Source organism: Achromobacter sp. FW305-C-28, assembly GCF_058783235.1.
In genome coordinates this window covers 595,599-609,050 of sequence record NZ_JBYSYL010000002.1, presented here as the reverse complement: position 1 = coordinate 609,050, position 13,452 = coordinate 595,599, and the positions used below count along the sequence as shown (strand labels likewise).

Below are 13,452 nucleotides of genomic sequence, written 5' to 3'. Positions count from 1 at the left end.
GGCCTGTGGTCAGCGTCTGCCGGCCGCACAGCGCTTTTGGCGCATCGCTACGCGGATTACGGCACAACGACAACGACAGGCCCTTCACGCCGGCAACCGCGCCGGCGACAATCGCGGGAGTTTACAGCTGGGTCTTCTTGCCGTTCTTGTCCCATTTGTAAACGGCGAACTCGAAGTTCTTCAGATCGCCCTTGGCGTCGTACTCGACCTTGCCGATGCCGGTGTTGAACGTGGTCTTGTGCATGTAGTCGGCCACCTTGGCGGGGTCTTCGCCCACCGCGGTGATGCTGTCGGCCAGGATCTGGACGGCGGCATAGGCCGGCATCTGGAAGGCGCCGTCCGGATCGCGCTTGGCGTCCTTGAAGGCCTTGACGATGCTTTCGTTGCCCGGCAGCTTGGTGAAGTCAGCCGGCAGCGTGACCAGGAGGCCTTCGATGGCCGGACCGGCGATGGCCACCAGGTCCTGGTTGGCCGTGCCTTCCGGACCCATGAACTGGACCTTCAGGCCCTGTTCACGCGACTGGCGCAGCAAGAGGCCCAGTTCGGGGTGGTAGCCGCCGAAGTAGACCAGGTCGACGCCGGCCGACTTGAGCTTGGTGATGATGGCCGAGTAGTCGCTGTCGCCGACGTTGATGCCTTCGAACAGCGCGACGTTCACGCCTTCCTTGGTCAGGGTGTCCTTGACCTGCGTGGCCACGCCCGAACCGTAGGTCTGCTTGTCATGCAGCACGGCGACTTTCTTGGGCTTGAGGGTGTTGGCGATGTAGCGGGCAGCGTACGGACCTTGCTGGTCGTCGCGGCCGATGGTGCGGAAGAAGTAATGCGGCTTGATGGTGTCGGTGACCAGCGGCGACGTGGCGCCCGGGGTGATGCCGACGATGCCTTCCTGTTCGTAGACGTTCACGGCGGCCACGGTCACGCCCGAGCACGCATGGGCCACGGCGAACTTGGCGCCGGAGTTGACCACGCGGTTGGCGGCCGGCACGGCCTGCTTGGGTTCGCAGCCGTCGTCGATCAGGATGGGTTCGAGCTTTTTGCCCTTGACGCCGCCCTTGGCGTTGATGGTCTCGATGGCCGTCAGCGCGCCAGCCTGGATCTGGTCGCCGTACTGGGTGTTGGGACCCGTCATGGGTTGCGGGATGCCGATCTTGATCGTATCGGCGGCGTGCACGGAACCTGCCAGGGCAAGCGCCCCAAATGCCATAGCTACCGGGGTAAGGCGATGCAGAAACTTCATGCGGAGTTCTCCAGCAAGGTTGTGAGCGGCTCTGTTCGACCCGGCTTATCAGGTGGATACCCCGAAATCCGCATCGCCCGTCGCCGGCTTCTTGGGCAAAAACACAGTGTGGGCGGTATTCTGGAAGCAAGCAGACATACTGTCACTGCGTGTAATCCCCAATATTTCACGGCAAACTTTTAATCGTGACGCATTAGCGCGACAAGTGCGTGAAATCACAGGAGAAATCCGCTCGGCGCCTTGGAAAAGCACTGGCGCCGGCGAGCAAATCAAGCGGGATGATTTATATGAATAATCATTAATACGCCGTTTGATTTCGCGTTTTCATACAGTACTTACGCGAGCCTTACGGATAATGATTATCGCGTTAATAATTCAGCGCGGTTTTCGAAAATAAAGCGTCAGGCGTTGGCCGGCTTGGCCAGGTTCCACATCAACGCGCGAAACGGCGCCAGCATGCTGATGTTGACCGCCAGCTTGACCGCCAGGTCGCCCGCCATCCAGGTGACCCACGGCGCGCCGCTAGCGGCAAACGCCACGCTGAAGAACACGGCGGTATCCAGCACCGCGCCCAGCACGCCGGACACCAGCGGCGCGCGCCACCAGCGCTGGTCGCGCAGGCGGTCGAACACCTGGATGTCGACCAGTTGCGCGCAGATGTACGCCAGGCCCGAGGCCAGCGCGATGCGCGGCGAGGCCACCCACACGGACACCGCCAGCGCCGCGGCAAAGCCGAACCACGCCACGCGCCGGGCGGCGGCCGGGCCGAAGCGGCGGTTCAGCACGTCGGTCACCAGGAACGCCACCGGGTACGACAAGCCGCCCCAGGTCAGCCAGTTGTTCAGCGGCACCTGCACCAGGATGTTCGAGCCCACCACCACCAGCAGCATGCACAGCACGGCAATGCCGAACTGCGCCCGGCTCATGGGCGCGAAGCGCGAGACCGCCTGGTTCATTTGCCGAACTCCTCGGCCAGCTCGCGCGAACGGCGCGCAGCCGCGGCCATGGCGTCTTCGACGATGCCGACAAAGCCCGCGGCATTGAACGCGGCCAGCGCCGCGGCGGTGGTGCCGCCCTTGGACGTGACCCGTTCGCGCAGGACCGAAGGCGGATCGGACGACTCCGCCGCCAGTTTCGTGGCGCCGGCAAACGTGCCCAGCGCCAGCTGGCGAGCCTGCTCGGCGGTCAGGCCGACCTTCTGGCCACCCGCGATCAGGGCTTCGAGAAACAGGAACACATAGGCCGGGCCGCTGCCGGACAGCGCCGTCACGGCGTCCAGCGCGGCGTCGTCGGCCACCCAGACCACCTCGCCCACGCTGCCCAGCAACGTGGCGGCCAATTCGCGATCTTCCTGCCCCACCCCGTCCAGCGCGGCCAGGCCCGTGATGCCGGCGCCGACCAGCGCGGGCGTGTTGGGCATGCAGCGCACCAGGCGACGCCACGGCGCGCCCGGCTCACCCAGCCAACCGGCCAGCGTATCGGCGCGAATGCCGGCCGCCACGCTTACCACCAACGTGTCGTCGCGCAACCACTGACGCGTGGAAGCCACAACGTCTTTCATGTTCTGTGGCTTGACCGCGAACACCCAAACGCGGCAGGCCGCCAGGGCCTCGCCGGGGGCCGTCGCGGTGGTCATGCCGCGGGCCTGCCAGGCAGCGTGGGAATCCTGGTTAATGTCAATGACATGGATGCTGCTGGCGGGGCATACTTTGCCGGCCAGTCCGGATGCCAAAGCGGAGGCCATGTTGCCCCCGCCGATGAACGCAATCGAAAGTTCGTTTTTCATAGGATGCGATTGTAAACCGAGGGGCTGCCCCTGGAAAAAAAAGAAAATGTTCGTTCGCGCCTGAAACGCGCAATTTGACAGGCGTTTTAAGTGATGTGAAAGTCACGGTTTTGTCACAAACAATTCATAAGGTGACGTGTTTTCCGCGCCCGGACAACCCCGTGCGCGATACACGCCCAACTGGAGGAAACCTCTCATGCGATCCCACCGAATTGCCCTCACCTTTGCCGCCGTCATGGCGGCGTTTGCCGGCGCTTCCGCGCAGGCTGCTACCGAAATCACGTTCTGGCACTCGATGGAAGGCGCGCTGGGCGACCGCGTGAACGGCCTGGTCGAAGAGTTCAACAAGAAGAACCCCGACTACCAGGTCAAGGCCGTCTACAAGGGCAACTACGGCGAATCGATGAACGCCGGCATCGCCGCGTTCCGCGCCGGCAACGCCCCGGACATCCTCCAGGTCTTCGAAGTCGGCACCGCCACCATGATGTACGCCAAGGGCGCCATCAAGCCGGTGCAGCAGATGTCGGAAGAAGCCGGCAACCCGATCGATCCGAAGGAATTCATCGGCGCCGTGGCCGGCTACTACTCGTCGGCCGACGGCAAGCTGGTGTCGATGCCCTTCAACAGCTCGACCGTGGTGTTCTACTACAACAAGGACGCCTTCAAGAAGGCCGGCCTGGACGCCGACAAGCCGCCCAAGACCTGGGAAGAGCTGGCCGCCGCCGGCCAGAAGCTGAAGGCCGCGGGCCAGGAATGCGGCTACACCACGTCGTGGCCGTCGTGGGTCCAGCTGGAAACGTTCTCGGCCTGGCATAACGTGCCGTACGCCACCAAGGACAACGGTTTCGGTGGCCTGGACGCCCGCATCGCCATCAACACCCCGCTGCACGTGCGCCACCTGGAAAACCTGGCCAAGCTGGGCAAGGAAGGCATCTTCATGTACGGCGGCCGCGGCGACGAGCCGAACTCGCTGTTCATCAGCGGCAAGTGCGCCATGATCACCGGTTCGTCCGGCCTGCGCGCCAACATCGCCAAGAACGCCAAGTTCGAATTCGGCACCTCGACCGTGCCCTACTACGCCGACGTCCAGGGCGCGCCGCAGAACACCATCATCGGCGGCGCTTCGCTGTGGGTCTTCGCCAACAAGAAGCCGGAAACCTACAAGGGCGTGACCGCGTTCTTCAAGTTCCTGGCCAGCCCCGAAATCGCCGCCCGCTGGCACCAGCAGACCGGCTACGTGCCGGTCACCAAGGCCGCCTACGAGCTGACCAAGAAAGACGGTTTCTATGACAAGAACCCGGGCACCGAAGTCGGCGTCAAGCAGCTGAACGTCGAAACCACCGCGCAATCGCGTGGCCTGCGCCTGGGCTTCCTGCCGCAGATCCGTGAAATCGAAGACGCTGAAATCGAACGCATCGTGTCCGGCAAGGTTGCGGCCAAGGATGGCGCCGAGAACATCGTCAAGCGCGGCAACGAACTGCTGGAAAAGTTCGAGAAGAGTGTAAAGTAACGCCCTTTCCGGGGTCCGCACGCGCCCAGTTTCGCAATATTTTCCTTGCGCGACAGGGACTTGCATGATCCCCGGCTGCAGCGAACGAGGCTTAAAGCCCTGGTCAATTTGGGGCTTTAAGCCTATCGTGTTTTCATGAGTACCCATTAGGTCCCCCCTATGGAAAAACGTGTCGTCTTCGGGCATAAGACCTTGCCCTATCTGCTGCTCCTGCCGCAGATCATCATTACCGTGGTCTTCTTCTTCCTTCCCGCCGGACAAGCCATGTGGCAGTCCATGCGCCTGGAAGATGCTTTCGGCTTGTCCTCCGAGTTCGTCGGCTTCGACAACTTCATGGAACTGTTCTCGCAACAGGCCTATCTCGATTCCTTCCGCGTCACCGCCGTGTTCTCGATCCTGGTGGCGGTGGTCGGCCTGGGCGTGTCCTTGCTGCTGGCCGTCATGGCAGACCGCGTGATCCGCGGCGCCGGGCTGTACAAGACGCTGCTCATCTGGCCCTACGCCGTGGCGCCCGCCGTCGTCGGCGTGCTGTGGCTGTTCATGTTCTCGCCTTCCGTGGGCATCCTGGCCGTCGCGCTGCGCAAGTCCGGCGTGGACTGGAACCCGCGTCTTGATGGCAACCAGGCCATGATCCTGGTGCTGGTCGCCGCCGTCTGGAAGCAGGTCTCGTACAACTTCCTGTTCTTCCTGGCCGGCCTGCAATCGATTCCGCGCTCGCTCATCGAAGCCGCCGCGATCGACGGCGCCAGCCCTGCCCGACGCTTCTGGAGCATCGTCTTCCCGCTGCTGTCGCCCACCACGTTCTTCCTGCTGGTGGTCAACATCATCTATGCGTTCTTCGACACCTTCGCGGTGGTGGACACCACCACGCAGGGCGGTCCCGGCACGTCGACGTCCATCCTGGTCTACAAGGTGTACAGCGACGGCTTCCGTGGCCTGGACCTGGGTTCGTCCGCGGCGCAGTCCGTGGTGTTGATGTTCATTGTGGTTGCCTTGACGGTCGTACAGTTCCGCTACGTCGACCGCAAAGTGCAGTACTGATCTTGTTCGAGGCTGATAACAATGGTTGAACGCCGTCCCTGGCTGGATATTCTGGCCCACGTCATTCTGCTCTGCGGCGTGGCGATGGTGGCATTTCCGCTTTACGTCACTTTCGTCGCGTCTACCCAGACCGCCCAGGAAGTCGCGCAGGCGCCGATGTCGCTGATCCCCGGTCCGCATTTTGTCGATAACTACATGCAGGCGCTGTTCGGCGGCTCGTCGGGCGGTTCGTCCGGCGCGCCGGTGGGCCGCATGATGTACGTCAGCCTGATCATGGCGCTGGCGATTTCCATCGGCAAGATCTCGATCTCGCTGCTGTCGGCCTTTGCGGTGGTGTATTTCCGCTTCCCCGGCCGCATGTTCTTTTTCTGGATGATCTTCGTCACGCTGATGCTGCCGGTCGAAGTGCGGATCGCACCCACCTACAAGGTGGTGGCCGACCTGGGCCTGCTCAACAGCTACGCGGGCCTGACGCTGCCGCTGATCGCATCGGCCACGGCCACGTTCCTGTTCCGCCAGTTCTTCCTGACGGTGCCGGACGAGCTCATCGAAGCCGCGCGCATCGACGGCGCCGGCCCCGTGCGCTTTTTCCGCGACGTGCTGCTGCCGCTGTCCAAGACCAGCATCGCCGCGCTGTTCGTGATCCAGTTCATCTACGGCTGGAACCAATACCTGTGGCCGCTGCTGGTGACCACGCAGGAAGACATGTACCCCGTCGTCATCGGCATCAAGCGGATGATCAGCGGCGGCGACAGCGTCACCGAATGGAACATCACCATGGCCACCGCCATGCTGGCCATGATTCCGCCGGCGCTGGTCGTCATCCTGATGCAGAAATGGTTCGTCAAGGGTCTGGTCGACACTGAAAAGTGAAGATTGCCCGCTAAAGCCCACCCGACAACGACTCCGAATACGAATAACTCATGGCTACTCTCAGCTTTCGCAACGTAAAGAAAACCTACGCCGGCAACGTGCCGGTCATCCATGGCATCGACATGGATGTGAAAGACGGCGAATTCATCGTCATCGTCGGCCCGTCCGGCTGCGGCAAGTCCACGCTGATGCGCATGGTCGCCGGCCTGGAAACCGTGACCAGCGGCGAGATCGTGATCGACGACAAGGTCGTCAACACGCTTGAGCCCGCCGAACGCGACATCGCGATGGTGTTCCAGAACTACGCGCTCTACCCGCACATGACCGTGTTCGAGAACATGGCCTACGGCTTGAAGATCCGCAAGTTCTCCAAGGACGAAATCAAGAAGCGCGTCGACATCGCGGCGCAGATCCTGGAACTGGGCCACCTGCTGGACCGCCGGCCGCGCGCCCTGTCGGGCGGCCAGCGCCAGCGCGTGGCCATGGGCCGCGCCATCGTGCGCGAACCCAAGGTGTTCCTGTTCGACGAACCGCTGTCGAACCTGGACGCCAAGCTGCGCGTGGCGATGCGTCTTGAAATCATGAAGCTGCATCGCCGCCTGGGCACCACCAGCCTGTACGTCACGCACGACCAGGTCGAGGCCATGACGCTGGCGCACCGCATGATCGTCATGTACCAGGGCGTGCCCGAGCAGATCGGCACCCCCATGGAAGTGTTCGAGAAGCCGGCCTCCACCTTCGTGGCCGGCTTCATCGGTTCGCCGCCGATGAACCTGATGGAAGTGAACGTGGCCGGCGACGGCACGGTGCAGACCGCCGATGGCTCGGCGCTGGAAATCTCGCCGCTGCAAGTGCCTTCGCAGGTGCGCGGCCGCAAGGTCATCATGGGCATGCGCCCCGAGCACATGCTGCTGAACACGCAAGGCGTGCCGGCTGAAGTCGAAATGGTCGAAACGCTGGGTTCCGAACAGCTGGTGCACTGCCGTTGCGGCAAGACCACCCTGGTCGTACGCTGCACCACCCGCCAGTTGTCCGAGTCGTCGGCCAAGGTGGGTGATCGCGTCAACGTCGGCCCCGATGGCCGTCACCCGCTGCACTGGTTCGAGGCCGACACCGGCCGCCGCGTGCAAGGGCTGTAAATCCCGTCCGGCGGGGGCCGGCGGCTTCGCGCCGCCGGGCCCGCCCATCCCCTCCCCCGCTTCCCCGGGGCTGGCGCTTTCCCTTAGTAGGTGTAAGTCACCGCGGTGCCGACCGAGTACTGGTTGCGGTCCTTGACGATCGGGCTGTCGGCCGCATCGCCATACAGGCGGCGCGCTTCGGCCATGACCGACCACGACCATGCCTTGCTGAGCGGCAGCGCCCAGGTCGCGCCCAGGCCGACGCTTTCCAGGCCGCCCTTGGGGTTATAGCGACGATAGCCCGACTTTTCCGACTGGCGGTCGCTGACGCCGTACCAGGTGCGCATGTAATTGCCGTCGCCGAAATTGCCGGTCAATGCCAGCGACACCGAACCGGCCGAGCCTTCGTACACCGTGGTGCTGGCGCCCAGGTTGAACAGCGTGTAGGCGCTGCCCACATCGCGATCGTCGCCCTTCTTGAACGCGTGCGCCACGGTGGCCGACAGCGTCACCGGGCCGAGCGTGGTCTCGGCGTCCATGCCGATCTGCGCGCGGCTCTTGATGTCGCCCAGGCCGCGCAGTTTGTTCGAACCCTGGAAGCCGCTCTTGTGGTCCTTGCGCGAGGCGCTGGGCGCGACATAGAAACGGAAGGTACTGCTGAGCGCCTGCGTTTCCCAGCCCAGACCGTGGGCCGTGTCCAGGAAGAAGCCGCCCGGGCTGCGAATACCCAGGCCGAACACCGGTAGCGCCGAGCTTTCATCGCTGCCGCTGTAGCGCGGCGCATAGCCGACGCCCAGGGTGCCGTAGAACTTCCATTCGTCGGCCGCCTTGTCGGTGCCGGTGGGCACGTCGATGCCGCGCGAACTGGCGCCGCGCGAACTGTAGACCGAGTTGTCGGCAACGCGTTCACCGGCGGCGGACGACACCGCCGGCAGACAAGCCAGCAGGCACAAAGCGCCGGCACGGCGCGGCAACGAGGACAGAGCGGGATATCGCTTCATAAATACATCCAGGAAACGAGGTTGAGGGGGAAACTCGGGGTGCGCCGCGGGCCGCGACGCAGGGCTACTTCTGGACAGGTCCGTGCTTGGCCTGCCGCATCAGGTTCATGGCCAGGCTGGACACCGACGCCACCAGCGGTTCAGACGTGTCTGCGTTGCTCATCACCAGCACGGCCAGCTTTTCGCGCGGCGCCAGCAACCAGCGGGCATGGAAGGCTTCGGTGGCGCCGCTGTGTTCACGCAGCGAATCGCCGGCGATATAGTCCTGGTCACAGGGCGCGGCCAGCCAGGACAGCGCCAGGCGGCACTCCAGGTCCAGGCCATTGCCCACGGTTTCCAGGTTCAGCACGGCGTTGGCCGATGCGTCGTTCAGGACACGGCGGCCCTGGTAGATACCGCCCGCGAACAACATGCTGGAGAAACGCGCCATCTCGGCCGAGCTGGCCCACAGGCCCTCGGCGGCCTCGTTGGACTGCGGCGCTTCCCGCCACGGCACGCCGCGGCGATAACCGGCCGCGCGCAGCTCACGCGATTCGTCGTTTTCGATGGCCAGGCGAAAGCCCGTGCGGGGAATGTTCAGCGGCTGCAGCAGCGTGCGTCGCACATAGGTGTCAAACGGCTCGTCGGCAACGTGCGCCACCATGTCGCCCAGCAGCGCATAGCCCATGTCGGCGCGGGCCCGGCCCATGGTGTCTTCGAGCGTGTCCGGGCGCAGCGCCAGCAGGCGCCGGGCGGTGAACGGATAGGCGCCCATCCAGTGCATGGCGCTGCGGCGCGGTTCGAATTCCCACTGCGGCAGCGCCTGCCCGGCGGGCGTATCGAGCGACAGGCGGCCATCGTCGGCAGCGCGCAGCACGCCGGCGGCGGTCACGACCTTGGAGATGGCGCCGACCCGGTAGAGCGTGTCGCCGGTGGCGTTGCGGTGGCGGGCGGCATCGGCATAGCCGAAACCGCTCGCCCAGACGATGCGCTGATCGTCGACGATGGCGATCGACAGGCCTGGCACCCGCTGCGCGCCCATGTCGTGGGGGATGCGCTGCTTCAGGTACGCCACCACCGCCGGGTAGTCACCCTGGGCGATCGCTGGCGGCGCGGCCGGGGCCACGCCCTGGCAACCGCCCGCGGCGATCAGGAGCATGGCAACGGCGGCCAGGCGGGTGAGCGAAAACATGACGGGCGGCGATTCCTCTTTGGAGAACTGCCGTCATGCTAGTCAGGGTCGCCGCGCCGATCTTTCCCGCTTTGTAGGGAGTTTGTGAAGATTGCGGCGGCAGATTGTGAAGTTTGTTTACGTTACGCCGCCTTCCAGCTGACGATGAAGCGCGCCCCGCCCAGCGGGCTGTCGGCGGCTTCGGCGGTACCGTTGTGCCAGCGGGCCACGCGATTCAGGATCGCCAGGCCCAGGCCGGTGCCGCCGGTGACGCGGTCGCGGCTTTCGTCCAGGCGGATGAAAGGCTCGAAAATGCGTTCGCGGTCGGCCGGCGGGATGCCGGGGCCGTCATCGTCGACCATCAGCACGTATTCGCGCGGCGCGGGCGACACCAGGCTGACCTGCACCCGGCCGCCCGCGTAGCGGATGGCGTTCTGCAGCAGGTTCAGCAGCGCCCGCGTCATGTAGCGCGGGTGCAGGTGCACTTCGCCCACCTGGCACAGCACGACTTCCAGGCGAACGCCGGATTGCCCGGCCTCGAAGCCGGCATGCTGCACCACCGAATCCAGCCAGCCGCGCGCATCCTCTGCCTGCAACGCCACGCCGTCGCTCTTGTGTTCCAGGCGGGCGTACATCAGCAGTTCGGACGCCATGCTGTCCAGTTCGGCCACGTCGCTTTTCATGTCGTCGATCAGCCGTTTGCGCTCGGTGGCATCGTCGGTGCGGCCGATCATGTCCAGCTCGAACGTCAGGCGCGCGATGGGCGTGCGCAGCTCGTGCGAGACGGCATTGGTCAGTTCGCGCTGGTTGCCGATCAGGGCGCCGATGCGCTCGGACATCAGGTTGAAGGTGTCGCCCAGGTTGCCGATGCTGGAATGGCGCGACAGGCGCGCACGGGCCTGCAAGTCGCCCTGCCCCATGCGCAGCGCGGCCGTCTTCAGGGCTTCCAGGTCACGCCAGATGGGCAGCGCCCACACCAGCATGAACGCGCATAGCAGCAGGCCCAGGGCCGAGTAAACGGCCGCGATCACCCACGGGCCGAACGACGGCTCGGGCGGCAGCTTCACTTCCAGCCACTGGTTGCCCGGGCCGGGAATGGCGGCCACGAAAGTCTGCATCTTGTCGCGGATGAAGAAATCGCCACGGGCGGCGATGCGGCGTTCCTTGTCGCTGGCGTTGTAGTCCGAGGCGTTGAACACCCGCAGACCCAGGCCGTAGTACGGCGCCAGCTGTTGCTCGATGTAGGCCGCGCGGGCCCCGGGCTCGACCTTGGACAGTTCCAGCACCAGACTGTGGATCTGGCCGCGCACGGACTCGCGGGTGTAGGCGTCGCTGACCGGCTCGAACAGGTAGTTGGCGGATCGGTCCACGACTTCGTTGGAAATCACGAAGCCCACCGCCAGCACCACGAAGAGCCGCAGGACGAACTTAATCATCGCTGCCCTCGTGCGCCTTGGGCGAGAACAGATAGCCCTTGCCCCACACGGTCTTGATGCGCGCCGGATCGCGCGGGTCGTCGTCCAGCTTGCGGCGCAGCTTGCTGACGCAGACGTCGACGCTGCGGTCCAGGCCGTTGAATTCGATGCCGCGCACGGCATTGAGCAGGTCGTCGCGCGTCAGCACCTGGCCGGCCTGGCTGGCCAGTGCCCAGAGCATCTCGAATTCCATGGTCGTCAGGTCGACCTCGGCGCCGGCATGAACCACCGCCCGGGTGCGCCGGTCGATGACCAGCGGGCCGAATTCCAGGCGCTCCGGCGGTTCCTCGAGCTGGCTGTGACGGCGCAGCAGTGCCCGGATGCGGGCCAGCAGCACGCGCGGCTCGACCGGCTTGATGACGTAGTCGTCGGCGCCGGACTCCAGGCCCAGGATCTGGTCCAGGTCGTCCTCGCGGGCGGTCAGCATCAGGATGGGCGCCGAGGAAAAGGCGCGCAGGTCGCGGCAGACCTGCAGGCCGTCGCGTCCCGGCAGCATCAGGTCAAGAATGGTGATGGCCGGGTCGTGGCGGCGAAAAGCCTCTACTGCATGGTCGCCGCGGTAGGCCTGGGCGACATTGAACCCGTGTTGCTCCAGGAACTGCGCAATCAGGCGCGACAGCTTCGGATCGTCTTCGACTAGCAATGCCTTGGTCATGGTATCCGGACAAAAAGTGAGGGGTCGATTTCGCCGCATTCTACGCAAAACCGGCCAAGGGGCGTTCGACCCGCGGGATTTCGCGTCGGTTTCCCCCCGGGCGGCACGCACGGAAAAACCGGGCCGGAAGACAGCGCTTCCGGCCCGGTTCGGGGGGCTGGCATCGGGCGGGCGCCCCAGGGAACCCCCCTGGAACGCACCGCCAATTCCTTACTTGTAGACCGACTTGGAGCCGTCCTTGTGCCAGACGAAGACGTCGAACTGGAAGTTGGTCAGGTCGCCCTGCTTGTTCCAGGCCACCTTGCCGATCGGGGTGTCGAACGCGTTGGCGTGCAGGTACTTGGCGACCTTGGACGGGTCTTCGCTACCGGCGCCCTTGATGCCGTCGGCGATGACCTGGGTAGCCGTGTAGGCGGTCAGCTGGAACGCGCCGCTGGCATTGCGCTTCTTGGCGGTGAAGGCCTTGACGATGTCGGCGTTGGCGGCGTTCTGGGTGAAGTCGGCCGGCAGCGTCAGCAGCATGCCTTCGGCGGCGTCGCCGGCGATGGCGTTGATGTCGGGGTTGCCGACGCCTTCGGGGCCCATCCACTTGGCCTTCACGCCCTGCTCGGCCGCCTGGCGCAGCAGCAGGCCCATTTCAGGGTGGTAGCCGCCGTAGTAGACGAAGTCCACACCCTGGCTCTTGAGCTTGGTGATGACGGCGGAGTAGTCGCTGTCGCCGGCGTTGATACCTTCGAAGATCGCAACCGGCACGCCGCCCTTTTCCAGGTCGTTCTTGACCGAGGTGGCGATGCCCTGGCCGTACGACTGTTTGTCGTGCAGCACGGCGGCCTTCTTGGGCTTGAGCTTTTCCAGCACGAACTTGGCGGCGGCCGGGCCTTGCTGGTCGTCGCGGCCGATGGTGCGGAAGATGAACTCGTAGTTCTTGCCGTCGGTCAGGGCCGGCGAGGTGGCCGAGGGCGTGACCATGACCACGCCTTCGTTGTTGTAGATGTCGGCGGCGGCGATGGTGGCGCCCGAGCACACGTGGCCCACGACGAAACCGATCTTGCTGTTGACCACGCGGTTGGCGGCAACCGGACCCTGCTTGGGTTCGCAGCCGTCGTCGATGACCACGGTTTCAAGCTTCTTGCCGTTGACGCCGCCAGCGGCGTTGATGCGTTCCACCGCGGTGTCCACGCCTTCACGGACCATGTCGCCATATTGGGTGACCGCGCCGGTGGTGGGGCCTACCACGCCGATCTTGATGGTCTGCGCGTGCGCGGCAGCGCCGAACGTCAAACCGGCGGCGACGCCGAGCGCCGCGATGACCGGGGTCAGACGAAATACTTGCTTCATGAGTGGACTCCTCGAATGGCTTGTAGTCGTTGGTATGTAAGCCGGGCGGACAGCCGGAAAAGTGTTGGTCACGCCCCGTTACTTTGCATAAGCACGGCAAGCATACACTGAAAAATAGCCCCTTTTGGAGGGGTTACGGCCCGACTTAAGCGACGTTTCGTTATTGCAGTGCCGCATAGATTGACGGGGCGCGGGGCGCCCGGCCTTATGCCTGACACCGTATATGCAAAAGACAATTTATTCGTTTGCGTTACTAAGGCCGCGCGGC

General features: G+C 64.6%; 12 protein-coding genes. 4 read left to right on the top strand and 8 right to left on the bottom strand.

What is annotated here, in order from left to right:
* Nucleotides 1-121: 121 nt before the first annotated feature.
* The 3 genes from AC3WMR_RS07755 to proC all read right to left on the bottom strand — a co-directional run bounded on the left by AC3WMR_RS07755 (nt 122) and on the right by proC (nt 3,023).
* Nucleotides 122-1,237: a branched-chain amino acid ABC transporter substrate-binding protein gene (locus AC3WMR_RS07755; protein WP_025140820.1), complete on the bottom strand. Its 1,116-nt coding sequence runs from the start codon at nt 1,235-1,237 to the stop codon at nt 122-124.
* 401 nt (nt 1,238-1,638) lie between these two features.
* Entirely contained in the window at nt 1,639-2,193 is a 555-nt protein-coding gene (locus AC3WMR_RS07750; RefSeq protein WP_492263458.1) for a queuosine precursor transporter, read from the bottom strand.
* A complete protein-coding gene (gene proC / locus AC3WMR_RS07745) occupies nt 2,190-3,023 on the bottom strand; it encodes a pyrroline-5-carboxylate reductase (protein WP_492263457.1) in 834 nt (277 codons plus the stop codon). The genes AC3WMR_RS07750 and proC overlap by 4 nt, the downstream gene beginning before the upstream one ends.
* A 196-nt stretch (nt 3,024-3,219) precedes the next feature.
* Between proC and ugpB the strand changes: the two genes are divergently transcribed.
* The 4 genes from ugpB to AC3WMR_RS07725 all read left to right on the top strand — a co-directional run bounded on the left by ugpB (nt 3,220) and on the right by AC3WMR_RS07725 (nt 7,586).
* Nucleotides 3,220-4,533 (top strand): sn-glycerol-3-phosphate ABC transporter substrate-binding protein UgpB, encoded by a 1,314-nt coding sequence (gene ugpB / locus AC3WMR_RS07740; protein WP_492263456.1) that lies wholly within the window; start codon nt 3,220-3,222, stop codon nt 4,531-4,533.
* A gap of 159 nt (nt 4,534-4,692) precedes the next feature.
* Nucleotides 4,693-5,574 (top strand): sn-glycerol-3-phosphate ABC transporter permease UgpA, encoded by an 882-nt coding sequence (gene ugpA, locus AC3WMR_RS07735; RefSeq protein WP_263913459.1) that lies wholly within the window; start codon nt 4,693-4,695, stop codon nt 5,572-5,574.
* Nucleotides 5,575-5,595: 21 nt separating this feature from the next.
* Nucleotides 5,596-6,447: a sn-glycerol-3-phosphate ABC transporter permease UgpE gene (gene ugpE / locus AC3WMR_RS07730; protein ID WP_025140825.1), complete on the top strand. Its 852-nt coding sequence runs from the start codon at nt 5,596-5,598 to the stop codon at nt 6,445-6,447.
* Between the two features lie 50 nt (nt 6,448-6,497).
* Nucleotides 6,498-7,586 carry a sn-glycerol-3-phosphate import ATP-binding protein UgpC gene (locus AC3WMR_RS07725; RefSeq protein ID WP_025140826.1) on the top strand — a complete coding sequence of 363 codons (1,089 nt, stop codon included), beginning with the start codon at nt 6,498-6,500 and terminating at the stop codon, nt 7,584-7,586.
* A gap of 83 nt (nt 7,587-7,669) precedes the next feature.
* Here AC3WMR_RS07725 and AC3WMR_RS07720 read toward each other — a convergent pair whose 3' ends face one another.
* The 5 genes from AC3WMR_RS07720 to AC3WMR_RS07700 form a co-directional block, all read right to left on the bottom strand.
* Nucleotides 7,670-8,566, bottom strand: a complete 897-nt coding sequence (locus tag AC3WMR_RS07720) for a MipA/OmpV family protein (RefSeq protein ID WP_492263455.1) — start codon at nt 8,564-8,566, stop codon at nt 7,670-7,672.
* Between the two features lie 64 nt (nt 8,567-8,630).
* The gene (locus tag AC3WMR_RS07715; RefSeq protein WP_492263454.1) at nt 8,631-9,737 is read right to left on the bottom strand and encodes a serine hydrolase domain-containing protein; all 1,107 of its coding nucleotides are present in this window, start codon (nt 9,735-9,737) and stop codon (nt 8,631-8,633) included.
* 122 nt (nt 9,738-9,859) lie between these two features.
* Nucleotides 9,860-11,152: an ATP-binding protein gene (locus AC3WMR_RS07710; RefSeq protein ID WP_492263453.1), complete on the bottom strand. Its 1,293-nt coding sequence runs from the start codon at nt 11,150-11,152 to the stop codon at nt 9,860-9,862.
* Nucleotides 11,145-11,846, bottom strand: a complete 702-nt coding sequence (locus tag AC3WMR_RS07705; protein WP_175216492.1) for a response regulator — start codon at nt 11,844-11,846, stop codon at nt 11,145-11,147. The genes AC3WMR_RS07710 and AC3WMR_RS07705 overlap by 8 nt, the downstream gene beginning before the upstream one ends.
* A gap of 210 nt (nt 11,847-12,056) precedes the next feature.
* Nucleotides 12,057-13,184: a branched-chain amino acid ABC transporter substrate-binding protein gene (locus tag AC3WMR_RS07700; RefSeq protein ID WP_492263452.1), complete on the bottom strand. Its 1,128-nt coding sequence runs from the start codon at nt 13,182-13,184 to the stop codon at nt 12,057-12,059.
* Nucleotides 13,185-13,452: the final 268 nt, after the last annotated feature.

What these genes read in the sequence shown, in the direction of transcription:
- AC3WMR_RS07705 (WP_175216492.1), bottom strand. Translation starts at nt 11,846, where the DNA reads ATGACCAAGGCATTGCTAGTCGAAGACGATCCGAAGCTGTCGCGCCTG.
- AC3WMR_RS07700 (WP_492263452.1), bottom strand. Translation starts at nt 13,184, where the DNA reads ATGAAGCAAGTATTTCGTCTGACCCCGGTCATCGCGGCGCTCGGCGTC.
- AC3WMR_RS07750 (WP_492263458.1), bottom strand. Translation starts at nt 2,193, where the DNA reads ATGAACCAGGCGGTCTCGCGCTTCGCGCCCATGAGCCGGGCGCAGTTC.
- ugpA (WP_263913459.1), top strand. Translation starts at nt 4,693, where the DNA reads ATGGAAAAACGTGTCGTCTTCGGGCATAAGACCTTGCCCTATCTGCTG.
- AC3WMR_RS07720 (WP_492263455.1), bottom strand. Translation starts at nt 8,566, where the DNA reads ATGAAGCGATATCCCGCTCTGTCCTCGTTGCCGCGCCGTGCCGGCGCT.
- ugpB (WP_492263456.1), top strand. Translation starts at nt 3,220, where the DNA reads ATGCGATCCCACCGAATTGCCCTCACCTTTGCCGCCGTCATGGCGGCG.
- AC3WMR_RS07715 (WP_492263454.1), bottom strand. Translation starts at nt 9,737, where the DNA reads ATGTTTTCGCTCACCCGCCTGGCCGCCGTTGCCATGCTCCTGATCGCC.
- AC3WMR_RS07725 (WP_025140826.1), top strand. Translation starts at nt 6,498, where the DNA reads ATGGCTACTCTCAGCTTTCGCAACGTAAAGAAAACCTACGCCGGCAAC.
- proC (WP_492263457.1), bottom strand. Translation starts at nt 3,023, where the DNA reads ATGAAAAACGAACTTTCGATTGCGTTCATCGGCGGGGGCAACATGGCC.
- ugpE (WP_025140825.1), top strand. Translation starts at nt 5,596, where the DNA reads ATGGTTGAACGCCGTCCCTGGCTGGATATTCTGGCCCACGTCATTCTG.
- AC3WMR_RS07755 (WP_025140820.1), bottom strand. Translation starts at nt 1,237, where the DNA reads ATGAAGTTTCTGCATCGCCTTACCCCGGTAGCTATGGCATTTGGGGCG.
- AC3WMR_RS07710 (WP_492263453.1), bottom strand. Translation starts at nt 11,152, where the DNA reads ATGATTAAGTTCGTCCTGCGGCTCTTCGTGGTGCTGGCGGTGGGCTTC.